Consider the following 22865-nt stretch of genomic DNA (forward strand, 5'->3'; position numbering starts at 1 on the left):
CGATGCACAGCACGCTCAGCCGCCGCGACCTGTTGCGCCTCGCCCTCGGCCTGCCGCTGCTGGCGCTGGCCCGCCCGGGACATGCCGAGGAGACGGTGCTGCAGGTCGGCGACCAGCTGTTCGGCAACCGCTCGGTGGTCGAGGTCTCGGGCCAGGCGGACAACCTGCCCTACCGGATCGACTGGAAGCAGTTCCCGGCGGCGCAGCCGCTGCTGGAGGCGCTGAACGCCGGCGCGCTCGATGTCGGCATGATGGGCGACCTGTCCTTCTTCACCGTCTTCGCCGCCGGGGCGCCGCTGCGCGCCATCGGCGCCTACCGGGCCGACCCGCGCACCCAGGCGATCCTGGTGCGGTCGGACTCGCCGATCCAGGGCGTGCCGGACCTGAAGGGCAAGCGGGTGGCCGGCACCCGCGCCGGCTGGGGCCAGTTCCTGATCCTGGCGACGCTGAAGCAGGCCGGCATCGACCCGTCCGAGGTCGAGATCGTGCTGCTGCCGCCGCCCGAGGCGCGGTCGGCGCTGGCGGCCGGCGCGATCGACGCCTGGGCGGTGTGGGAGCCCTATGTCTCCACCGAGATCCTGGAGCGCGGCGCCCGGGTGGTGGCCGACGGGCGCGGCCTGTCGCCGACCATCACCCTGGTCGCGGCCCATGTCGACGCGATCGCGGCCAAGCATGCGGCGCTGCAGGACTTCCTGGGCCGGCTCAGCGCCGGCCGCGCCTGGGTCCGCGCCCATCCGGCCGAATACGCCCGCTACTACGCCGGACTCTCCAAGATCCCGGAGGCGGTGGTGCAGCGGTCGACCGAGCAGCAGCAGGTCGGCTTCGTCGCCCTCGACGACGCGGTGGTGGCAGAGCTGCAGCGCGCCGCCGACCTGACGGTGGAGTTCGGCATCCTGCGCGACCGGGTCGATGTCGCGTCCACCATCGACCGCAGCTTCAGCGCGGTCTGATCCTCTCCGTCGGGGGGCGGAGGAGGGGAGAAGGGCCCGGCCGAGGGGGACTTGGCCGGGCCTTTCAGAGATCGTTTGGAAATGCACTGGCGTGGCCGTCTGACGGCGGTTTCTGCGCTTCCGGTGCTCACGCACCAAATGTGCGCTGCGCTCCGGTTCTCGAAACCACCGCCAGCCGACTCACGCCAGCGCATTTCCAAACGATCTCTCAGTCGCGCTGGTCGATGCCGGCGGCCTCGGCGGCCAGGCCGATCGCCAGCAGCCGGGCATCGTCGCCGGCGGGGGCGGAGAGCAGCAGGCTGGTCGGCAGGCCGCGCCCGTCCAGCCCGGTCGGCAGGGCCAGGCCGCACAGGGTCAGGATGTTGCCGATCATGGTGTTGCGCAGGGTGCGCAGGTTGACTTGGTGGTACAGGTCAACATCGGCCTCCAGCGGCGCGATCTCCGGCGCCGCATGCGCCACGGTGGGGAAGGCCAGCAGCGCGCCGTCCAGCTCCGCCGCCAGGGCCGCGGTCAGCCGCCGGCGCATGGCCTGGATCGCCAGCAGGTCCAGCGCCGTCATCCGCTTGCCGTTGACGATGCGCGAGGTGATGCGCGGGTCGACGCGCGCGGCGTCCGGCCCCTCCATCAGCTCGCGGTGGAAGGCGTAAGCCTCCGCCCCCGTCAGCGAGCCATGGGCGGCGCCGGCCGCGAACATCTCGTCGATGATCGGGATGCGCCGGCGCTCGACCTTGGCCCCGGCGGCGGCCAGCACCGCCAGCGCCCGCTCGAAATTGGCGACCACGCCGTCCTCGGCCTGGTCGAACACCACATTTTCCGGCACCACCAGCCGCAGGCCCGACAGCTCGGCGCGGCGGATGTCGGTGGCGACGGCGCCGCGCAGCGCCGCGTCCAGCAGGATGCAGTCCTCCACCGTCCGGGCCAGCGGGCCGACCGAATCGAGGGTCTGCGACAGCGGATAGACGGCGCTCTTGTCGATCCGGCCCTCGGAGGTCTTCAGGCCGACCAGCCCGTTGAAGGCGGCGGGGATGCGCACCGACCCGCCGGTGTCGGTGCCGATGGCGCAGGGCGCCAGGCCGCGCGCCACCGCGACGGCGGAGCCGGAGGAGGAGCCGCCGGGCACCCGCGGCGTGGCGGCGTCGAACGGGTTCGCCGGGGTGCCGTAATGCGGGTTGATGCCGAGGCCGGAGAAGGCGAACTCGCTGAGATTGACCTTGCCCAGGCTGACCATGCCGGCGGCGGCCAAGTGGCGGGCGATCGGCGCGTCGGCCCTGGCCGGCGGGGCGTGCCGCAGCACCTCGGCCCCGGCGGTGGTGACCGTGCCCTCCAGGTCGACCAGGTCCTTCCAGGCGAGCGGCACGCCGTCCAGCGGCCCCAGCGGCCGGCCGGCGCGGTAGCGCTTCAGGCTGGCCTCGGCCTCGCGCCGCGCCCGCGCCTCGGTCAGCAGCAGGAAGATCGCCCTGTCCGGGCAGGCGCGGATGCGGTCGAGGAAGAACTCGGTCGCGGTGACCGGGTCGGCGGCGCCGGAGAGGTAGAGGCGGCCGAGGGCGGCGGCGGAGAGCTGGGACAGGTCGGTCACGGGCGTGTTCCACGGCCCCGGATCCCGTCGCCCCGGCGGGCCGCCGGCCGGGTGCGATCCGCTACTCGACCAGCCGGCGCCGGGTTTGTCGAGACCCAGTGCGAAGGGTTTGGTTTGCGTGGCCTCTCCCACAGGCGAGATCTTTTCGGAATTCTCGCCATCGTCATTGCGAGCGCAGCGAAGCAATCCAGGGGCCGGTGCGAACCGGCCCCTGGATTGCTTCGTCGGCTTCGCCTCCTCGCAATGACGGCGAGGGAGGGGCGTTTGAAAAGCTCCCGCAAACGGGAGAGGCAACTGAATGCCGCGTCTTTATTCCGTCAGCGCGAACACCCGCAGGCGGTGGCCGTCGGGGTCGAGGGCGACGAAGGTGTGACCGAAATCCATCGTGGTCGGCGGCTGCAGGATCGGCAGGCCGCGGCCGCGCCATGCCTCGTGCAGGCTCTCGACCGCGGCGGCGTCGGCGACGCTGAAGCCGATCTCGCCGCCGCCGCCGGCCGCGGTCGCCGCCGGCTCGACCGTGTGGCGCGACCACAGGCCCAGCTTGGCCCCGCCCTCGAGGACGAAGAGGGCAAAGGTGGGCTGGGATTCAACCGGCTCGCGGCCCAGCAGCCCGGCATAGAAGGCGGCGCTGGCCGGCGGGTTGTCGACATAGAGCAGGGTGTAGCTGGGGATCGGCATCGGGCTCTCCAGGTGCGGTGACAGGCCAAGGATGCGCGCCGATGCTGTCAGTTTCCGGCAGCAGTCAATTGCGCAGAGCGATGCCCTGGCTCTCACGCCACTCCTTCAGCAGGGCCTGGCGGCGGCGCGGATAGCGCGCCTCGATGGTCGCCAGCTCGACGATCCGGTCGGTGCGGAAGTGGCGGAAGCCCTGGCGCAGCTCGCACCACGCCACCACCATTCGGACCTGGTCGAAGAAGCCGAGGGCGAAGGGCCAGATCACCCGCCGCGTCTCCGCCCCCTCCGGGCCGCGATAGGCGATGGCCAGCTTGCGCTCGCCGCGGATCGCCTGGCGCACCGTCGCGAGGTCGATGCCGCCGCCGGCGATCGGCTGGCCGGGGCCGACCAGCAGGGTATTGGCGTCGAGGCTCTCGCGCAGATCCTCGGGCAGCACCGCCGCGATCTTGGCCAGGGCGTTGCGGGCGGCATCGCCCAGCCGATCGTCGGCGCGCCGCGCCACCCAGCGCGAGCCCAGCACCAGCGCCTCGATCTCGTCCTCCGAGAACATCAGCGGCGGCAGCATGAAGCCGGGCCGCAGCACATAGCCCAGCCCCGGCTCGCCCTCGATGTCGGCGCCCTGGGCCTGCAGCGTGGCGATGTCGCGGTAGAGCGTGCGCAGGCTGACCCCGGTCTCGGCCGCCAGGGCCCGCCCGCTGACCGGCCGGCGGTGACGGCGCAGCACCTGGATCAGCCCCAGCAGGCGTTCGGATCGCGACACGGCCCCTCCTGGTCGAGGCGGCCATGCTGCCAGATCCTGGCAGTAATGTCAGCGCGCGCCCGGCACCAGGACCCGGCCGGTGAAGGGGCCCTCCACCGCCTCGACATAGGTGCGGGCGATTTCGGCGGCCGGCGTGCCGCCATCCCGGCCCATCGCCTGCAGCGTCTCGCGCACCCAGCCGGGGGTGACGGCGTTGATCCGCAGGCCGCGCGGCAGCTCCAGCGCCGCGGCGCGGGTGAAGGCCTCCAGCCCGGCATTGACCAGGGCGCCGAAGGCGGCGCCGGCCATCGGCGGGTCGAAGGTGCCGGCGGTCAGGGTGACCGAGCCGCCGTCGCGCAGCCGGGGCAGGGCCAGCCGCAGCAGCGCCACCTGGCCCAGCAGCTTGCCGTGCAGGCCATCCAGGAACGCCTCGTCCGGCGCGTCGATCGGCGCCATCCGGGCGCTGGCCGCGCAGCACACCACGGCGTCGACCGGTGCGGCCGCGGCCAGCAGCGCAGCGATCGAGCCCCGGTCCTCGATGTCCACGGCCGGGACGCCATGGCGCGACGCCCGCACCACCTCATGCCGCGGCTCCAGCGCGGCGGCGACGGCCGACCCGATCGTGCCGGTGGCGCCGATGACGATGATCTTCATGAGGGTTCCCTCGGTGTCTGGCCCCGAGGATGCGATCCCGCTTCCCTGAAGAGAATGACCCATAATCTTCAATGGCTGTGAAGCGGACGGTGCAAAATGCGCGGCGCGCGCCGTCCCGGCGCCCGAAGCGGCGTTTACAAAAAATAACATTTGGACGGATGATCGGCCGTCGGCCCGCTGAGACAATGGGCCATGGCCGGACCCAAAAAGACCATGCCGACCGCCGCAGCGGCGCGCCCGGAGGCACAGCCGCATGTCCTCCTCGTCGAGGACGATCTCGAGATCTCGCGGATGCTGCAGGGCGTTCTCGCCGAGAGCGGCTTCACCGTCTCCGCCGTCGCCAATGCGGGCGAGATGGATGCGGTGCTGCGCCTGGTCCCGGTCGATCTCGTGGTGCTCGACATCATGCTGCCGGGGGAGGACGGGCTCAGCATCTGCCGCCGTCTCCGCGCCGCCTCGGCGATCCCGATCATCATGGTGACGGCGCGCGGCGACGCGGTCGACCGGATCGTCGGGCTGGAGATCGGGGCCGACGACTACCTGCCCAAGCCGTTCGATTCCCGCGAGCTGGTGGCCCGCATCCGGGCGCTGCTCCGGCGCGTCCAGGGCGGCCGCGACGCCGGCCGCGCCCGGTCCCTGCGCTTCGCCGGGTGGCGGATCGACCCCGCCTCGCGCCAGTTGCACGACCCCGACGGGGTGCAGGTGGCCATGACCAGCGTCGAGTTCGACCTGCTGGCGGCGCTGTGCCGCCACCCCGGCCAAGTGCTGTCGCGCGACCAGCTGATCGAGCTGACCCATAGCGGCCTGGCCAGCCCGGTGCAGCGCAGCATCGACGTCCATGTCAGCCGCATCCGCCAGAAGATCGAGCCCGATCCCGACAATCCGCGCTTCATCAAGACCGTGCGCCTCGGCGGCTACATGTTCACCGAGCGGGTCGAGCCGGCCTGATGCGGTTCCCCTCCCGCCTGATCCCGCACAGCATCGCCGTCCAGATCACCGGGATCTTCGCCGTGTCCGTGCTGCTGGGCATCGGGCTGACCAGCGCCATCCTGTTCCTGTTCTTCCGGGAACCCGATGCGCGGGACGGGGATTCGCTCTCGGCGACGGGGATCGGCAAGGTCATTCAGATCGCCCAGACCGCCGAGACCCTGGAGGAGCTCGACAAGATCCTCGACGTCGCCCGGCGGGCCGGTTTCAGCGCCGTCCGGGTGCCGTCGGCGGAGTTCACGGCCCGCCCCGCGGATGCGCCGATGCCGTTCGCGACCGGCGTGATCGCGTTTCAGCTGAGGACCCTCTGGGACATCGAGGTGCGCAGCGCCGACTTCCACCCCGGCGCCGGGGACGGCCTGATCGTGCAGCTCGACGACCGGTCCGCCCTGGTGTTCGCGGCCCCCACCCTGTCCAGCCTGTGGCGGTTCATCCTCCGGCCCACCGTCCTGATCATCATCACGATGCTGGTCTTCGTCGTGTTCCTGTCGGTTTATGCGGTGCGCTGGATCATCGCGCCGCTATCGGCGCTGGGGCGTGCGGCCGAATCCTTCGGCCATTCGCCCGACGATGACCGCCTGATCGATCGCCGGGGGCCGCGCGAGATCGGCCAGGTCGCCGATGCATTGAACGACATGCGCACCCGCATCCGTGCCCTGATCGACGACCGGACCCGCATGCTCGCGGCCATCAGCCACGACCTGCGGACGCCGCTGACCCGGCTGAGGCTGCGCGCCGAGCGGATCGGCGATGCGGAGCTGCGGGACGGTATCCTGCACGAGGTGGTGCGGATCAGCGGCCTGCTGGACGAGACGCTGGAGTATCTGCGGCCCGGCCTCCGCGAGGAGCCGATGTCGCGGGCCGACCTGCCCAGCCTGCTGCAGACGATCTGCGCCGAATTCGGCGATGTCGGCCATGACGTCGCCTATGCCGGGCCGTCGCGTCTGGTCCGGGTCTGCCGGCCCAACGCCTTGGGCCGGGCGGTCAGCAATATCGTGGACAACGCGATCCAGCACGGATCGACGGTCCGGGTCAGCCTTCGCGCCGGGACGAGTGGTGCGGCGGAGATCGCGGTGGCGGATGACGGGCCGGGCATCCCTGCGCCGCTGCGCGAGAAGGTGTTCGATCCCTTCTTCAAGGGCGATGACGCGCGGCCGGCGGGCGCGGGCCGGGGCTTCGGGCTCGGCCTGTCGATCGCGCGCGATGTCGTCCGCGGCCATGGCGGCCGGATCGAGCTGCTCGACCATGCCCCGCGCGGCCTGGTCGTCCGCATCTCGCTGCCGCCCACCGATCCGTTGGCTCGCGGGGCTGCGGGTCGCGGCAACATCTCTTAACAGAACTTAAAACCCGTCCATCCGGCCGGCTTCTACTCTCGCGGCTCCATCGAGCCACGGGATGAATCGCATGTCAGTGTCTTCGTTGACCGCCCTCGCGTCTTCGGGGCGAATTCTTCGCGCGGCCGGCGCCGGCGTGATCCTGGCCGTCACCGGCATGCCGGCGGTGGCCCAGGAGGCCCCGGATGCCGGCCGCGGCGACTGGAGCTTCGTGCTCGGCGGCGGCGCCCTGGTCCGGCCGAGCTACGAGGGCTCGGACAAGTTCTCGGTATCGCCGCTGCCCTTCGTCTCGATCAACTGGCGGGACCGGGTCTTCCTCGAGATGGGGCGCGGGCTGGGCGTCAACGTCGTCCGCACCGACGCGCTGCGGCTGGGCGTGTCGGTCGGCCTCGCGCCGGGGCGAGACGAGGATGACGAGGATCATCTGCGGGGGCTGGGCGACATCGACGCGGCCGCGCGCGGCCATGTCTTCGGCTCCTATTCCTTCGGCATGGTCCAGCTCGGCCTCGACGTCAGCAAGGATTTCGGCGGCAGCGAGGGCGTGCTGGTCCGGCCCGACGTGTCGGTGAAGGTGCCCCTGTCCGAGAGCTGGACGCTGTCCTCCAGCGTCTCCGCCACCTGGGCCAATGACGACTACATGCAGAGCTTCTTCGGCGTCTCGTCGTCGCAGTCGCGGAAATCGGGGCTGGAGCGCTACGACGCCGGGGCCGGGTTCAAGAGCGTCGACTTCCGCGTCGGCCTGAACTGGGCGATCTCGGAGAGCTGGTTCGCCACGGCGAATGTCGGCGTCGGCGTCCTGCTCGGCGACGCGGCGGACAGCCCGATCACCGAGAGCGAGGTGCAGCCCTCCGTCGGGCTGGCGGTCGGCTACCGGTTCTGAGCGCCCGCCCGCCAGGGGCGGCCGCCGGTGCGGGCGCTGCCACCATGTCCGGCTTCATCGGAATGCTGGAAGGACGCATCATGATCTTCGCCATGCTCTGGCTCGGCGGCATCCTGCTCTGTGCCGCCCCCTATCTCTGGGCGCTGTGCCGCGCCGCCCGGGACTGACACCGTCGGAGATGCCGCCATGGATCTGGGGATGCTCTGGCTCGGCGCCGTGATCGAGATGGTGGAACGGGGCACCCTGGTCGTGGCCGTGCTCTGCTCCGCCGCGATCCTGCTCTGCGTCCTGCCGCGGCTCCGGGGGCTGCGGTGATGCGCGCCGCCGGTCAGGGGCGGGCGGCGCTCGCCGCCGGGCCGCGGCGGCTGGCGGAGGAGACGATGGCGATGCCGGCCAGCACCACCAGCCCGCCGGCGACCTCGTTCAGGGCCACCGTCTCGTGCAGCACCAGCACGCCCAGCAGCACGGTCCAGACCGGGGTCAGATAGGCGTTCATCGACCCCAGCGTCGGCCCGGCCACCCGCAGGATCTGCATGTACAGCGCGATCGGCACGGCGGTGGAGAAGATGCCGAAGAACAGCAGCGCCAGCGCGTGCGACGGCACCGCGGCGAAGGCGGCGGGGCCGGTGACGGCCAGCACCGCGACCATGCTCGGCAGGCCGGAGAAGACCTGCTGGCCCAGCGCCAGCCGCACCGGCTGGGGCGACGGGATGCTGCGGACATAGATCACGCCGAAGGCGTAGCTGGCGGCCGTCGCCGCCATCGCCAGCGGCCCGAACAGCCCGGCGGAGGTGCCGGCGAAGGCGGCGGGGCCCAGCAGGATGGCCATGCCGGCGAAGCCGACCAGGACGCCGGCGGCGCGCCGGCCGGCCAGCCGCTGGTCGCTGAACAGCAGATGCGCCAGCACCGCCACCATCAGCGGGCTCGACGCCGCGATCAGCGCCGCCAGCCCGGCCTCGGTGTCGGCCAGGGCATAGGCGGTCAGCGTGTTCGGGATGATGCCCTGCAGGACGCCCAGCACGATCCAGTCGCGCCATTCCCGGCCGCGCGGCAGGATGGTCTGGCCGCGGGCCAGCAGCCACACCGCCAGCAGGCCGCCGCCCATCAGGCCGCGGATGGCGGCCAGCGGCACCGGGGCGATGTCGGTCCCCAGCACCTTCATCAGCAGATAGGCGGTGGCCCAGAGGAAGGAGCAGAGCAGCAGCAGCCCCAGCAGCGGCGCGCTGCCGGAGGCCTTCGCCGCGGCGATGTCGGCGGACGGGCTCATGCGCGCCCCACCGGCCTGGTGTCGAGATCGATCACGGTCCGCTTCCTCCCACAGGGCCGGCAGGATGGCGGAACTCCGGCCATGCGGGAAGGGGCCGCGGGTCAGCCCTGCAGCAGCGGCGCCACGGCGACGCTGCGGCCGCTGTCGATGCTCTCCAGCGCTGCGACACCGCACAGCACCGCCAGCGCCCCGGCGCGGGCGTCGGCGCGCAGGCCCAGCGGGTCGGGGATGCCCGGCCGGAACAGCATCGCCTGCATCTTCGGGTCGCCGCCCCAATGGCCGCCATGCTCCTGCGGCACCCAGATGTGCTCGACCGCGCCGAAGTTGCGCATCAGCAGGATCTCGTCGGCCGGCGGCACGGTCCAGGGCTGGCGCTCGTATTGCCGCACCTCGATCCGCCCCTTGGTGCCGTTGAAGGCCAGGTGGTGGCCCTCGATCGGCATGAAGGTGTTGAGCGAGTAGGAGACCTGGACGCCGTTCCGGTAGCGCAGCGCCGCCGACATCGTGTCCGGGATGTCGATGTCCTCGCGGAACACGCAGGCGTCGCGGACATAGCCGTCCTCGCGCGACGGGTCCTCGTACAGCATCTCCAGCCAGGCGTCGGACGAGATGTCGAAGTGGAAGTCGCACTCCCCCGCGCGGGCGCAGTCCTTGCAGCGGGTGCCGCGGAACGGGCCCTTGCGGCCGTAATGGCGCAGCTCGCCGCGGGCGAACACCTCCTCGGGCTCCGACGCCAGGTACCAGTTCAGCAGGTCGAAATGATGGGTGGCCTTGTGCACGAACAGGCTGCCGGAATAGGCCCGATAGGCGTGCCAGCGGCGGAAGTAATCGGCGCCGTGTTTGGTGTCGAGATACCAGTGGAAGTCGACCGACACGACGTCGCCGATGGCGCCGTCCAGCAGCAACTGCTTGATCCGCTGCGAGGTCGGGGCGTAGCGGTAGTTGAAGGTGACGTCGACCCGGCGGCCGGTGCGCTTCTCCGCCTCCAGGATGCGGCGGCACTTCTCCGCCGTGGTGGTCATCGGTTTCTCGGTCATCGCGTCGACGCCGGCTTCCAGCGCCTGGACGATGTGCTCGTCATGCACGCTGTCGCGGCTGCACACCATCAGCCGGTCCGGCCGGGTCTCGCGCAGCATGGCGCCGAGATCGGTGAACACCGGCGCGTCGAGGCCGATCGCCGCCCGCGCCCGCTCCAGCCGCAGCGGGTTCTGGTCGCACAGACCCACCATCTCGACCACGTCGCCGACCTGGGCCAGCAGCTCCCGGCCCCAGGTCCCGGCGCCGCGATGGCCGGTCCCGACCAGCGCGACCCTCGTCTTGCCCATTTCCGCCTCCAGACCCCGTTACAGGGTACAATGCGAGTGATAACGCTCGACGCAGGTCTTCAGCACCTCGTCGCCCGGGCGCTTCCACCAGGTCTCGGCCGAGAAGATCTCGACCTCCTGCGGGCCGGTGAAGCCGGCGGCCTCGATCGCGGCGCGGATGCCGCGCAGGTCGATCACCCCGTCGCCCATCATGCCGCGGTCCAGCAGCAGGTCCGTGGTCGGCACCAGCCAGTCGCAGATGTGATGCGCCAGGATGCGGCCTTCGGCGCCGGCCCGGGCGATCTGCGGCATCAACTCCGGGTCCCACCAGACATGGTAGACGTCGATGGCGACGCCGATGCCCTCGCCCAGCAGGTCGCAGATGTCCAGCGCCTGCTTCAGCGTGTTCACGCAGGCGCGGTCGGCGGCGTACATCGGGTGCAGCGGCTCGATCGCCAGCGGGATGCCGCTGGCCCGGGCATGCGGCAGGATGGCGGCGATGCCGTCGGCCACCATCTGCCGGGCGGCGCCGATGTCGCGCGACCCTGCCGGCAGCCCGCCGACCACCAGCACCAGGCAGTCGGCGCCCAGCGCCGCCGCCTCATCGACCGCGCGCAGATTGTCGTCGATCGCGGCCTTCCGCGCCTCCGGGTCGCCGGCCGGGAACATGCCGCCGCGGCACAGGCCGGTGACCTTGAAGGCATTGTCGCGCACGATCCGCGCCGCCTCGTCGAGGCCGATCTTCTGCACCTGGTCGCGCCAGGGGGCGATCGCGGTGATGCCATGGCCCAGGCAGGCCTCGGCCGCCTGGCGCATGTCCCATTGCTGGCGCACGGTGGCGAGGTTGATCGACAGACCTTCAGCCATGGATCAGATCTCCGTCGGTCCGTCGGCCATCGCCGACCAGTCGGGGGTGAGGGCGGTGCCCAGGCCGCGCGCGGCCAGCACCGAGCCGATGGCCAGGCGTCCGCCGCGGATGCTCAGCCGGGCACGGCCGCGGGAATCGGCATAGAGGTCCGGATGGGCGGCCAGGAATTCGCGCTGCTCCGCCGCCGGGGCGCCGGCCATGCCGTCGACATAGTGGTGGCCGTTGCGCTCGACATGGCCGGCGCCGCCCAGCGCGGCCAGCACCAGGTCCTGCTGCAGGGCGACGCCGCCCTGGGTGGTCAGGTCCTCGGCCGACAGGAAGTAGCGGATGCCGTCCTCGGCGCTCCATCTGGCGATCCGCGCCCGGTTCAGCAGCGCCCGGTGGAAGCCCTTGCAGGATTTCGACGAGATGCCGCGATAGCCCAGGGCACGGGCCTGCGGGAAAGCGTCGATGCTGGCGTCGGATTCGTCGATCTCGACCGGCACGCGCTCGGCCAGGGCATGGATCGGCTCGGCCAGCGCGCGGGCACGGGCGATCGGCTGCTCCAGGAACAGCACCGCGGAGCGCAGCCGGGCGAGGGCGGGATCGGCGCCGAGGCGGTCCCAGAATTCCGCCACCGGCCCGGCCTCGGCGAACTGCTCGTTGCCGTCCAGGGTGACGCGGTAGTCGGGCAGCCGGTCCAGCACGGCGGCGATGCGGCGCAGCCGGTCCAGGTCCGCTTCGGCCTGGCCGCTGAGCTTCAGCTTGAAATGGGTGTGGCCATAGGCGGCCACCGCCTGCTCCAGGCTCTGCGGCAGCCCGTCATCCAGGGACTCGGCGATCTCGGTGGTGGTGATGGGGTCGGCCAGCCCGACCGTGTGGCGGGCGTGCAGGCTGTCAGCCGGCGCCAGCCCGGCCAGGAACAGGCCGAGGTCGAAATCGCCGAGATCCGGCGCGGTCGCGGCGGTCAGCCCGATCCGGTTGGTGCGCACCGCCGTGACCGCGTCGATGCCCTCGATCCGGCACAGCGCGTCGATCACGGCGCGGTCGAACAGGGCGAGGCCGAAGGAGGCGATCAGCCCGCCCAGCCCCTCCGCCGCGCAGGCGGCGTGCTGGCGCGGCTCGACCGCGGCGCTCAGGGCGAAGGCGGGGGCCGGCCGCTCCTCCAGGTAGAACGGGCGGGCGAGGGCGAGCGACCGGCGCAACTGGTCGAAATTCTGCGCTTCGGTCAGGGCCGGGTCCTTGTCGAACCATTTCGGCACCATCAGCTCGGCGGCCTGGCCCTCGGCCCGGCGGCCGTCCGCGGCTTCGACCGTCAGCCGCAGGAAAGCCTGCGGTGCTGCGGTGACGGTGGCGGCGCCGAAGCGGAAGGGCAGCCGGAACCGCACCGGCCGCTCATGCAGCCGGGCCTCGACGACGCGCAGACGAGGGGCGGTCACGGCCTCATTCCACCCCGCCCAGCGCCAGGACCTTGCGCATCCGCTGCACCGCCAGGTCCGGGTCGCGCAGCACGCGGGCGGCGTCGGCCAGGCGGAACAGCTCGGCCAGATGCGGCAGCGACCGGGTGCTCTGCTGGCCGCCAACCATCAGGAAATGATCCTGCAGCCCGTTCAGATAGGCCAGGAACACGACCCCGGTCTTGTAGAAGCGGGTCGGCGTCTTGAAGATGTGCCGGCTCAGCGGCACGGTCGGCGCCAGGATGTCGTGGAACCCGGCCTCGTCCCCCGCGGTCAGCCGCGCCAGCCCGGCTGAGGCGGCGGGGGCGATGGCGTCGAAGATGCCGAGCAGCGCGTCGGAATAGCCGTGCGCGTCGCCGGCGATCAGCTCGGCATAGTTGAAGTCGTCGCCGGTGTACATGCGCACGCCCGCCGGCAGCCGGCGGCGCATCGCGATCTCCTTCTCCTTCGACAGCAGCGAGATCTTGATGCCGTCGACCTTGGCGGCGCTGTCGCGGATCACGGCCAGGCAGGTGTCCATCGCCCGGTCGTGGTCGGCGTCGCCCCAATAGCCGGCCAGGGCCGGGTCGAACATCTCGCCCAGCCAGTGCAGGATCACCGGCTGCTTCACCTGGCCCAGGATCCGGCCATAGACCCGGACATAATCGTCCGGACCCTTGGCCACCGCGGCCAGGGCCCGGCTGGCCATCAGGATCACCCTTCCGCCCAGGCCCTCCACCGCCTCGATCTGCTGCTCATAGGCGGCGATCACGTCGGCGATGGTAACGCCGGGGCCGGGGGGCAAGTGGTCGGTGCCGGCGCCGCAGGCGATCACCGCGCCCGGCCGCTCCTTCGCCCCGGCCAGGGCCCGGCCGATCAGCGCCTTGGCGGTCGGCCAGTCCAGCCCCATGCCGCGCTGGGCGGTGTCCATCGCCTCGGCCACGCCGAGGCCGAGGTCCCAGAGATAGTGGCGGAAGGCGATGGTGCGGTCCCAGTCGACCGCGGCGTCCAGCCAGGGATCGTTGTCGGCCAGCGGATCGGCCACGACATGCGCCGCGGCATAGGCCACCCGGTTGAAGGCCGGGGCGCTGCCCGGCGCCGGCATCGGCAGCGGCGCATTGCGGATCGCGTAGGTTTCAAGACCGCCGCCGGAGCGGGGAAGGGTGAGGGCGGCCATGGCTCAGCGCTCCAGCGCCGGCAGGTCGACCCAACGCCGCTCGGCCCAGCTCTGCAGCCCGGCCTCGGCCAACTGCACGCCCTTGGCGCCTTCCCACAGGGTGAACTTCCAGGGCGTGCCGGCGACGACGTGGCGGATGAAATCCTCCCACTGCGCCTTGAAGCCGTTGTCGTAGACGGTGTTGTCCGGCACCTCTTCCCACTGGTCGAGGAATTTCATGGTCTGCGGCTGGTCCGGATTCCACACCGGCCGCGGCGTGTTCACGCGGTGCTGGGTGAAGCAGCGGGTCAGCCCGGCCACCGCCGACCCATGGGTGCCGTCGACCTGGAAGGTCACCAGGTCGTCGCGCCGCACCCGCACCGCCCAGGAGGAGTTGATATGGGCGATCACGCCGCCCTCGAGCTGGAAGGTGGCATAGGCGGCGTCGTCGGCATCGGCGGCGTAGCGCTTGCCGTTCTCGTCCACCCGCTCCGGGATGTGGGTGGCGCCGAGGCAGCTGACCGACTTCACCTCGCCGAACAGGTTGTCCAGCACGTAGCGCCAGTGGCACAGCATATCCAGGATGATGCCGCCGCCATCGCCCTTGCGGTAGTTCCAGCTCGGCCGCTGCGCGGCCTGCCAGTCGCCCTCGAACACCCAGTAGCCGAACTCGCCGCGCACCGCGAAGATCCGACCGAAGAATCCGGAATCCCGCAGCATGCGGATCTTCTGCAGCCCGGGCAGGAACAGCTTGTCCTGGACCACGCCGTGGCGGATGCCGCGGGCATCGGCGTGGCGGGCCAGCTTGGTCGCCACCTCCAGCGTCTCGGAGATCGGCTTCTCGCAATAGACATGCTTGCCGGCGTCGATGGCGCGGGTCAGCAGCTCGGCCCGCATCTGGGTCGACCCGGCGTCGAAGAACAGCGTGTCGTCGCGGTTGGCCAGCGCCTGGTCCAGATTGTCGCTCCAGCGCGCGATGCCGTGGCGCTTGGCCAGCTGCTCGACCTTCTCGGCGTTGCGGCCGACCAGGATCGGGTCGGGCATCACCCGGTCGCCATTCGGCAGGACCACGCCGCCCTGGTCGCGGATGGCGCAGATCGAGCGCACCAGATGCTGGTTGTAGCCCATGCGGCCGGTGACGCCGTGCATGATGAGCCCGAGGCGCTGGGTGGCCATGCTTCCCTCCCCTTGCGGCACGGGCGGAATTCCCGGCCATGATTGTAACCAACTGGTTACTAGCCGACCACGGAACGGCCCTGCGCGTCAAGAGGCCGCGGTACCGATCGGGGCCGGGATCAGGGGCGCAGCGACGCCAGGATCATCGAGGCGATGTGCTCACCCCATTCGGCCAGGGCCTTGGGCTCGGTCAGCTCACGCCGGAAGATGGTCGACAGGGTGTACCGATTCGACAGGTAGAAGGCGCCCAGCGAGGCGATGCTGACATAGACCTTCACCGGGTCTGCATCGGCCCGGAACACGCCCTTGGCCGCGCCGCGCTTGAGCAGGTCGGAGATCACCGCGACCAGCGGCGAATGCAGGTCGAAGATGCGGGCCGAGCGCTTCAGGTGCTTGGCCTTCATCAGGTTCTCGGTCTGCAGCAGGCTCAGGAATTCCGGGTGCTCGATGAAGTAGCGCCAGGTGAACAGCGCCAGCTCGCGGATGCCGTCGACCGGGTCGTGGTCGGCCAAATGCAGCTTGCTCTCGGCCGACCGGATGGCGACATAGGCGCCTTCCAGCACCGCCAGGTACAGGGCTTCCTTGTCGCCAAAATAGTGGTACAGCATGCGCTTGTTGGCGCCGGCGCGCTTGGCGATTTCGTTGATGCGCGCGCCGCTGTACCCTTTCTCCATGAACTCCTTCACCGCGGCGGCGAGGATCGCCGCGCTGGTGCGTTCCGGGTCGCGCACGGCCTTGGTGGCGGTGCGTTTCGGCGTATCTTTCGTCGGGGCGTCGATGGTCTCGTCGCTGATGCTCACGTCTGGGCGGCCTCGGTCAGGGCCGGGGGCGACGCAGCGCCGCCGCCGGGGTTCGTGTTGACAGCCATCATCGCATCGATCTAGCTTGTAACCAACTGGTTATAACATCGTCTCGCCGGCCTTCGGTCGAAGGCCTGCCTCAGGCACCAACCGACCACCGCTTGCAGCGCCGCGCCGACCGACGGGGCGGGGCAACAGGAGGAACGCGATGACGCCGCTGCGGTTGACCCGCAGGCACGCCCTGGAGGTCGGGACCGGCGTCGCCGGTCTCGCCGTGTCCGGGCTGGCCCGTCCCGCGGGGGCGGCGGGGATCGCGTCGCGCAGGGCCTCCCGGGGGACCGGGACCATTCCCTTCATCAAAGGCAGCAGCGGGCCGCCGCCGGGAGGCGGCACGGCCGCGATGCCCGGCCGCGGCTGACGCGGGACAACGACCAGCGCCTTCGGGAGAAGGGGCGCGAACCAGAGGAGGAACACGAGATGGCGACGCTGATCACGAATCGCAGGCAGGTGCTGAAGGCGGGGGCCGCCCTGGGCGCGCTGGCCGCCTCCGGCCTTTCGATGCCGGCGCTGGCCCAGGACACGCGGCTGCGCATGTTCTGGTGGGGCTCGAAGGAGCGGGCCGACCGCACCAACGCGGTCAACAAGCTGTACGAGGCCGGGCACAGCGGCATCGGCATCAACGGCGAGACGCTGGGCTGGCCCGACTACTGGCCGCGCCTGGCCACCCAGACCGCGGGCCGCAACGCCCCCGACCTGATCCAGATGGACTACCGCTATATCGTCGAATACGCGCGGCGCGGGGCGCTGCTGCCGTTCGACGAGTTCATGCCGTCGATCCTGAAGATCGAGGATTTCGGCAAGGACGCGATCGATTGCGGCCGGGTCGACGGCAAGCTGTACGGCGTCAATCTCGGCAACAACTCGACCGCCTGGGTCTACGACGCCGAGACCATCAAGCAGCTCGGCCTCGAGGAGCCGCAATGGGACTGGAGCTGGACGCAATGGGGTGAGTGGTCCGGCCGCGTCGCCCAGAAGAAGCCGGGCTACTGGGGCATGCAGGATGCCGGCGGCGTCGAGCCGTCGCTCGACTGCTGGACCCGCCAGCGCGGCAAGTCGCTGTACACCGCCGAGGGCCGGCTGGGCTTTGACGCCAAGGACATGGAGGATTGGTTCGGCTTCTGGCATGGGCTGCGCCAGAAGGGCGCGGTGCCGCCGGCCGACGTCCAGGCGCTGGACAAGAACGCGCCGGAGAGCAGCATGCTGGCGCTGGGCAAGGCCGCGGCGATCAGCACCAACTCGAACCAGCTCGTGGCGCATCAGGCGCTGGTCAAGACCAAGCTGAACATGACGATGCAGCCCAGCGGCGGGCAGGGCGCCAAGCCGGGCCAGTACCTGAAGCCGTCGATGCTGTGGAGCATCAGCGCCCGCAGCAAGGTCGCCGAGGAGGCGGTGCGCGTGGTCAACTACTACGTGACCGATCCCGAGGCGGGGAAGGTGCTCGGCGTCGAGCGCGGCGTGCCGGCCTCGAAGGCGTTGCGCGACGTGGTGGGGCCGACGCTCGACGCGCAGAACAAGATCGCGCTCGACTACATCTCCTTCATCACCGACAAGGTCGGCCCCCTGCCGCCCTCGGCGCCCAAGGGCGCGGGCGAGATCGCCTTCCTGCAGAAGCGGGTGAACGAGTTGATCTCGTTCGAGCAGGCGTCGGTGGCAGACGGTGCGAAGCAGTTCGTCGACGAAGCCAACAGCATTCTCGATCGCGGGTGACGCCAATGACCATTGCGGTGCAGGCCTCAGGCAGGGCGGAACGGGCGCGTGGGAGGCGGCGGCTCACGTCCCGCACCCTCTCGGGCTACATGTTCCTCACGCCGTGGCTGATCGGGTTCATCGGCCTGACCGCCGGGCCGATCCTGGTCTCGCTCTACCTGTCCTTCACCGATTTCGACCTGCTGCAGGACCCGCGCTGGATCGGGGCGGCGAACTACGTCCGGATCGCCACGGCCGATCCGAAGTTCCTGTCCTCGATGAAGGTGACGTTCCTGTTCGTGCTGTTCGCGGTGCCCTTGAAGCTGGCCTTCGCCCTCGGCGTGGCGATGCTGCTGAACAAGGGCATCGCCGGCCTGCCGGTGTACCGGGCGCTGTTCTACCTGCCGTCGCTGCTGGGCGCGAGCGTCGCCATCGCCGTGCTGTGGCGGCAGCTCTTCGCCGGCAACGGGCTGATCAACCAGGCGCTGGCGATCTTCGGCATCCAGGGGCCCAGCTGGATCTCCAACCCCAGCTACGCGCTGTCGACGCTGGTGATCCTCAGCGTCTGGCAGTTCGGGTCGCCGATGATCATCTTCCTCGCCGGCCTGCGGCAGATCCCGCGCGACCTGTACGAGGCGGCGTCGATCGACGGGGCGAAGCGCTGGCACCAGTTCTGGCGCATCACCCTGCCGCTGCTGACCCCGGTGGTGTTCTTCAACGCCGTGATCCAGACGATCGAGGCGTTCAAGGCCTTCACCCCGGCCTTCATCATCAGCGAGGGCACCGGCGGGCCGATCGACTCGACTCTGTTCTACACGCTGTACCTGTACCAGGAGGCTTTCAGCAATTTCCGCATGGGCTACGCCTCGGCGCTGGCCTGGGTGCTGGTCGTGATCATCGCGCTGTTCACCGCCTTCTCCTTCCTCTCGGCGCGCTACTGGGTGCATTACGATGAGTGACGTCGCCCTCGGCCAGGTCCGCCGGCCGCTGTCGCGGTCGCTCCTGATCCACATCGCGCTGTGCGCCTGCTCGCTGGCGATGCTGTATCCGCTGCTGTGGATGCTCGCCAGCTCGTTCAAGGACGACAGCCAGATCTTCTCCTCGGCCTCACTGTGGCCGGACAGCTTCAGCCTCGACGCCTATGTCCGGGGCTGGAGCGGGCTGGACATCAGCTTCGGCCAGTTCTTCTGGAACTCGGCGGTGATCTCGGGGCTGTCGGTGGTCGGCAATGTCTTCGCCTGCTCGCTGACCGCCTTCGCCTTCGCCCGGCTGCGCTTCCCCGGCCGCGGCTTCTGGTTCGCGCTGATGCTGGGCACGCTGATGCTGCCCTACCACGTGACCCTGATCCCGCAATACGTGCTGTTCCTCAGCCTCGACTGGGTCGACACCTTCCTGCCGCTGGTGGTGCCGAAATACCTGGCCTCCGACGCGTTCTTCATCTTCCTGATGGTGCAGTTCTTCCGCGGCATCCCGCGCGAGCTGGACGAGGCGGCGATGATGGATGGCTGCAGCCCGTGGAAGATCTACTGGAAGATCATCCTGCCGCTGTCGAAGCCGGTGCTGGCCACCGCGGCGATCTTCTCCTTCATCTGGACCTGGGACGACTTCTTCGCGCCCTTGATCTACCTGAACGACATGGGCTCCTACACGGTCCAGCTCGGCCTCAGGAACTTCGTCGATTCCACCGGCAAGTCGGACTGGAGCGCGCTGTTCGCCATGTCCGTCCTGACCCTGCTGCCGGTGTTCTTCTTCTTCCTGTTCTTCCAGCGCCTTCTGATCGAGGGCGTCGCCACCACCGGCATGAAACGCTGAACCGGGACTTGGGAATGACCATCCGCTTCGCCGCCATCGGCATCAACCACAACCACATCTTCGGGCAGGTCGACGCGCTGCTCGGCGCGGGGGGCGAGTTCGTCGCCTTCCACGCGCCGGAGGACGACCTCGCCGGCCCGTTCCAGGCCCGCTACCCGCAGGCGAAGCGGGTCGCCGACCCGCGCGCCATCCTGGACGACCCGTCGATCCGGCTGGTCACCTCGGCCGGCATCCCGGCCGACCGGGCGCCGCTCGGCATCGCCGTGATGCGGGCCGGCAAGGACTACCTCTCCGACAAGCCGGGCATGACCACGCTGGAGCAGTTGGCCGAGGTGCGGCGGGTGCAGGCGGAGACGAAGCAGATCTACTCGATCTGCTATTCCGAGCACTTCCAGACCCGGTCGACCGTGAAGGCGGGCGAACTGGTGCAGGCGGGCGCGATCGGAAAGGTGATCAACACCGTCGGCCTCGGGCCGCACCGCCTGAACGCCAAGACCCGGCCGGACTGGTTCTTCAAGCGCGCCCGCTACGGCGGCATCCTGACCGACATCGCCTCGCACCAGTTCGAGCAATTCCTGTTCTTCGCCGGCACGCTCGATGTCGAGGTGGTGTCGGCCGCGGTCGCCAACCGGGCCAACCAGGAGACCCCGGAGCTGCAGGATTTCGGCGAGGCGCTGCTGCGCAGCCCGGACGCCACCGGCTATATCCGGATCGACTGGTTCACGCCGGACGGGCTGCCGACCTGGGGCGACGGCCGTCTGACCATCCTCGGCACCGAGGGATACATCGAGCTGCGCAAATATGTCGACCCGACCGGCCGGGACGGCACCGACCACTTGATCCTGGTCGACCGCAAGGGCATGCAGCGGATCGACTGCAGCCAGGTCGAGCTGCCCTTCGGCCGGCAGCTGGTGGCCGACGTGCTGGAGCGGACGGAGACGGCGATGACCCAGGCGCATTGCTTCAAGGCGATGGAGCTGGCCCTGCAGGCGCAGGCGCTGGCCGAAGGCGGGAGGGCCTGACCATGGCGATCCACAACGTGGCCGTGATCGGCCTCGGCGTCGGCCGCGGCCATATCGCCGAAGGCTATGCCGCCCATCCGGACAAGTTCCGGGTCGAGGCGATCTGCGACCTGAACCCGGAGCGGCTGACCGAGATCGGCGACGAGTTCGGCATCCCGGTCCGGACCACCAGCTTCGACGAGATCCTGCGCATGCGGGAGATCGAGGTGATCGACATCTGCACCCCGCCCACCGTGCATATCGGCCAGATCCTGGCGGCGCTCGAGGCCGGCAAGCAGGTGATCTGCGAGAAGCCGCTGGTCGGGTCGCTGGCGGATCTCGACCGGGTGGTGCAGGCCGAGGCGGCGGCGCCCGGCCGGGTGATGCCGATCTTCCAGTACCGCTACGGCGACGGGCTGCAGCGGGCCCGGCGCATCGTCGAGGCCGGCATCGCCGGCAAGCCCTATCTGGCGACGGTGGAGACGCACTGGAACCGCGGCGCGAAGTACTATTCCGTGCCCTGGCGCGGCCGGCTGGACACCGAGCTGGGCGGCGTGCTGCTGACCCACGCCATCCATTCGCACGACATCATGACCTGGATGCTGGGGCCGGTGGCCTCGGTCTACTGCCGCACCGCGACCCGGGTGAACCCGATCGAGGTCGAGGACTGCGCCGTGGCCAGCGTGGTGATGCAGAACGGCGCCCTGGTCTCGCTCGCCGCCACCCTCGGCTCGCAGGCCGAGATCAGCCGGCTGCGCTTCTGCTTCGAGAACGTGACCTTCGAGAGCGGCCTCAAGCCTTACGCCCCCGGCGACGGGCCCTGGCAGATCATCCCGGCCTCGCCCGAGATCCAGCAGCGGATCGACGGCGCCCTGGCGGATTGGCAGCCGGTGCCGTCGCGCTTCGCCGGCCAGCTCGGCGCCTACCACGCGGCGCTGGAGAGCGGCGGACCGCTGCCGGTGACGCTGGAGGATGCGCGCCGGTCGCTGGAGCTGGCGACGGCCCTGTTCCATTCCGCGGAGGCCGGCGTCGCGATCGAGCTTCCGATCGGCCGGGAGCACCCGAAATACGCCGATTGGCGCCCGCAGCCGAAGGCCGTGGCATGAGCCTCCATCCCGACCGCCTGTTCTCGCCGGACCCGACCCAGCGCGACATCGCCCGGCGCCTCTATGCCGAGGTCGCCGGGCTGCCGCTGATCAGCCCGCACGGCCACACCGACCCGTCCTGGTACGCGAAGGACGAGGCGTTCCCGGACCCGGCGGCGCTGCTGATCATCCCGGACCACTACATCTTCCGCATGCTCTACAGCCAGGGCGTGCGGCTGGAGGATCTCGGCGTGCCGCGCCGCGACGGCGGGCCGGTGGAGACCGACCCGCGCGCGATCTGGCGCCGCTTCGCCGAGCACTGGCACCTGTTCCGCGGCACCCCGACCCGGATGTGGCTGGACCACACCTTCGAGACCCTGTTCGGGGTGGAGGAGCGGCTGACCCCGGCCAGCGCCGACCGGATCTACGACCGCATCGCCGACCGGCTGACCCGGCCGGAGTTCCGGCCGCGGGCGCTGTTCGAGCGCTTCCATCTCGAGGTCATCGCCACCACGGAATCGCCGCTCGACCCGCTCGACCACCATCGCGCCATCCGCGACAGCGGCTGGCAGGGCAGGGTGGTCACCGCCTTCCGCCCCGACCCGGTGGTGGACCCGGAGTTCGACGGCTTCCGCGACGGGCTGCAGGCGCTGGGCGAGATCACCGGCGAGGACACGCATTCCTGGCGCGGCTATCTGGCGGCCCTGCAGCAGCGTCGCGGCTTCTTCAAGCAGATGGGCGCGACCTCGACCGACCATGGCCACCCGACTGCGGCGACCGCCGATCTCGACCCGGTGCCGGCGGTGACGCTGTTCGAGACCATCGTCTCCGGTCGGTTCGAGCCGCAGGATGCCGAGCTGTTCCGCGCCCAGATGCTGACCGAGATGGCGCGGATGAGCCTGGAGGACGGGCTGGTGATGCAGATCCACCCCGGCTCCTTCCGCAACCACAACCCGACGCTGCAGCGGGAGTTCGGCCGCGACAAGGGCGCCGACATCCCGACCCGCACCGACTATGTCCGCGCGCTGAAGCCGCTGCTCGACCGCTTCGGCAATGAGCGGGACCTGTCGGTGATCCTGTTCACGCTGGACGAGAGCACCTATGCGCGCGAGCTGGCGCCGCTGGCCGGGCATTACCCGGTGCTGCGGCTCGGCCCGCCCTGGTGGTTCTTCGACAGCCCGGAAGGGATGCTGCGCTTCCGCGAGCTGGCGACCGAGACCGCCGGCTTCTACAACACGGTCGGCTTCAACGACGACACCCGCGCCTTCCCGTCGATCCCGGCGCGGCACGACGTGGCCCGCCGCATCGACTGCCGCTACCTGGCCCAGCTGGTGGCCGAGCACCGGCTGGACGAGGACGAGGCGGCGGAGGTGGCGATCGACCTCGCCTACCGCCTGCCCAAGGCGGCGTACAAGCTTTAAACGGATGGATCGACCCAAA

Annotated in this window: 23 protein-coding genes; 12 read left to right on the forward strand and 11 right to left on the reverse strand. The window is 70.5% G+C overall.

The genetic code is table 11. The features are described from left to right. Positions 1-2 precede the first annotated feature (2 nt). Positions 3-950, forward strand: coding sequence for an ABC transporter substrate-binding protein (locus BWR60_RS14165; RefSeq protein ID WP_218823490.1), 948 nt, complete (start codon positions 3-5; stop codon positions 948-950). A gap of 208 nt (positions 951-1158) precedes the next feature. On the opposite strand, the gene BWR60_RS14170 is transcribed toward BWR60_RS14165, so the two are convergent. From BWR60_RS14170 to BWR60_RS14185, 4 genes are all read right to left on the reverse strand, one after another. After that, a complete protein-coding gene (locus BWR60_RS14170) occupies positions 1159-2526 on the reverse strand; it encodes an amidase (protein ID WP_088151677.1) in 1368 nt (455 codons plus the stop codon). A gap of 309 nt (positions 2527-2835) precedes the next feature. Continuing rightward, the gene (locus BWR60_RS14175) at positions 2836-3204 is read right to left on the reverse strand and encodes a VOC family protein (protein WP_088151678.1); all 369 of its coding nucleotides are present in this window, start codon (positions 3202-3204) and stop codon (positions 2836-2838) included. Between the two features lie 64 nt (positions 3205-3268). Continuing rightward, positions 3269-3961, reverse strand: a complete 693-nt coding sequence (locus BWR60_RS14180; protein ID WP_088151679.1) for a helix-turn-helix transcriptional regulator — start codon at positions 3959-3961, stop codon at positions 3269-3271. A 48-nt stretch (positions 3962-4009) separates the two neighbouring features. After that, positions 4010-4594: a short chain dehydrogenase gene (locus BWR60_RS14185; RefSeq protein WP_088151680.1), complete on the reverse strand. Its 585-nt coding sequence runs from the start codon at positions 4592-4594 to the stop codon at positions 4010-4012. A gap of 192 nt (positions 4595-4786) precedes the next feature. Here BWR60_RS14185 and BWR60_RS14190 point away from each other — a divergent pair, with 192 nt between their 5' ends. From BWR60_RS14190 to BWR60_RS38670, 5 genes are all read left to right on the forward strand, one after another. Continuing rightward, positions 4787-5542 carry a response regulator gene (locus BWR60_RS14190; RefSeq protein WP_230983052.1) on the forward strand — a complete coding sequence of 252 codons (756 nt, stop codon included), beginning with the start codon at positions 4787-4789 and terminating at the stop codon, positions 5540-5542. Further along, positions 5542-6915 (forward strand): ATP-binding protein, encoded by a 1374-nt coding sequence (locus tag BWR60_RS14195; RefSeq protein ID WP_088151681.1) that lies wholly within the window; start codon positions 5542-5544, stop codon positions 6913-6915. Before BWR60_RS14190 ends, BWR60_RS14195 begins: the two co-directional genes overlap by 1 nt. Positions 6916-6985: 70 nt before the next feature. Next, the gene (locus tag BWR60_RS14200) at positions 6986-7795 is read left to right on the forward strand and encodes a MipA/OmpV family protein (protein WP_179221769.1); all 810 of its coding nucleotides are present in this window, start codon (positions 6986-6988) and stop codon (positions 7793-7795) included. 44 nt (positions 7796-7839) lie between these two features. Beyond that, entirely contained in the window at positions 7840-7962 is a 123-nt protein-coding gene (locus BWR60_RS38665; RefSeq protein WP_274519180.1) for a hypothetical protein, read from the forward strand. A 19-nt stretch (positions 7963-7981) separates the two neighbouring features. Continuing rightward, positions 7982-8110, forward strand: coding sequence for a hypothetical protein (locus tag BWR60_RS38670; protein ID WP_275542384.1), 129 nt, complete (start codon positions 7982-7984; stop codon positions 8108-8110). 13 nt (positions 8111-8123) lie between these two features. On the opposite strand, the gene BWR60_RS14205 is transcribed toward BWR60_RS38670, so the two are convergent. From BWR60_RS14205 to BWR60_RS14235, 7 genes are all read right to left on the reverse strand, one after another. After that, a complete protein-coding gene (locus tag BWR60_RS14205) occupies positions 8124-9062 on the reverse strand; it encodes a DMT family transporter (RefSeq protein WP_088151683.1) in 939 nt (312 codons plus the stop codon). 101 nt (positions 9063-9163) lie between these two features. After that, positions 9164-10387 carry a Gfo/Idh/MocA family protein gene (locus BWR60_RS14210; protein WP_088151684.1) on the reverse strand — a complete coding sequence of 408 codons (1224 nt, stop codon included), beginning with the start codon at positions 10385-10387 and terminating at the stop codon, positions 9164-9166. An 18-nt stretch (positions 10388-10405) separates the two neighbouring features. Continuing rightward, complete coding sequence (locus BWR60_RS14215) at positions 10406-11233, reverse strand: sugar phosphate isomerase/epimerase family protein (protein WP_088151685.1); 828 nt, start codon at positions 11231-11233, stop codon at positions 10406-10408. A gap of 3 nt (positions 11234-11236) precedes the next feature. After that, positions 11237-12652: an enolase C-terminal domain-like protein gene (locus BWR60_RS14220; RefSeq protein WP_088151686.1), complete on the reverse strand. Its 1416-nt coding sequence runs from the start codon at positions 12650-12652 to the stop codon at positions 11237-11239. A gap of 4 nt (positions 12653-12656) precedes the next feature. Next, complete coding sequence (locus BWR60_RS14225; RefSeq protein WP_088151687.1) at positions 12657-13826, reverse strand: dihydrodipicolinate synthase family protein; 1170 nt, start codon at positions 13824-13826, stop codon at positions 12657-12659. 3 nt (positions 13827-13829) lie between these two features. Further along, the gene (locus BWR60_RS14230; RefSeq protein ID WP_179221770.1) at positions 13830-14981 is read right to left on the reverse strand and encodes a Gfo/Idh/MocA family protein; all 1152 of its coding nucleotides are present in this window, start codon (positions 14979-14981) and stop codon (positions 13830-13832) included. A gap of 119 nt (positions 14982-15100) precedes the next feature. Further along, positions 15101-15781, reverse strand: coding sequence for a TetR/AcrR family transcriptional regulator (locus tag BWR60_RS14235; RefSeq protein ID WP_088151688.1), 681 nt, complete (start codon positions 15779-15781; stop codon positions 15101-15103). Between the two features lie 477 nt (positions 15782-16258). On the opposite strand from BWR60_RS14235, the gene BWR60_RS14245 reads away from it, so the two are divergent. From BWR60_RS14245 to uxaC, 6 genes are all read left to right on the forward strand, one after another. Next, positions 16259-17548: an ABC transporter substrate-binding protein gene (locus BWR60_RS14245; protein WP_088151690.1), complete on the forward strand. Its 1290-nt coding sequence runs from the start codon at positions 16259-16261 to the stop codon at positions 17546-17548. An 89-nt stretch (positions 17549-17637) separates the two neighbouring features. Continuing rightward, a complete protein-coding gene (locus BWR60_RS14250; RefSeq protein ID WP_230983053.1) occupies positions 17638-18486 on the forward strand; it encodes a carbohydrate ABC transporter permease in 849 nt (282 codons plus the stop codon). Beyond that, entirely contained in the window at positions 18479-19339 is an 861-nt protein-coding gene (locus tag BWR60_RS14255) for a carbohydrate ABC transporter permease (protein ID WP_088151692.1), read from the forward strand. Before BWR60_RS14250 ends, BWR60_RS14255 begins: the two co-directional genes overlap by 8 nt. Before the next feature lie 14 nt (positions 19340-19353). Continuing rightward, the gene (locus tag BWR60_RS14260) at positions 19354-20361 is read left to right on the forward strand and encodes a Gfo/Idh/MocA family protein (protein WP_088151693.1); all 1008 of its coding nucleotides are present in this window, start codon (positions 19354-19356) and stop codon (positions 20359-20361) included. Positions 20362-20363: 2 nt separating this feature from the next. Then, on the forward strand, positions 20364-21446 hold the full coding sequence (locus BWR60_RS14265; RefSeq protein WP_088151694.1) for a Gfo/Idh/MocA family protein: 1083 nt from the start codon (positions 20364-20366) through the stop codon (positions 21444-21446). Then, positions 21443-22846 carry a glucuronate isomerase gene (gene uxaC / locus BWR60_RS14270; protein WP_088151695.1) on the forward strand — a complete coding sequence of 468 codons (1404 nt, stop codon included), beginning with the start codon at positions 21443-21445 and terminating at the stop codon, positions 22844-22846. Before BWR60_RS14265 ends, uxaC begins: the two co-directional genes overlap by 4 nt. The last annotated feature ends 19 nt before the right edge of the window (positions 22847-22865 follow it).

The organism is Inquilinus limosus, from assembly GCF_002195995.1.
Taxonomy (GTDB): domain Bacteria; phylum Pseudomonadota; class Alphaproteobacteria; order DSM-16000; family Inquilinaceae; genus Inquilinus; species Inquilinus limosus_C.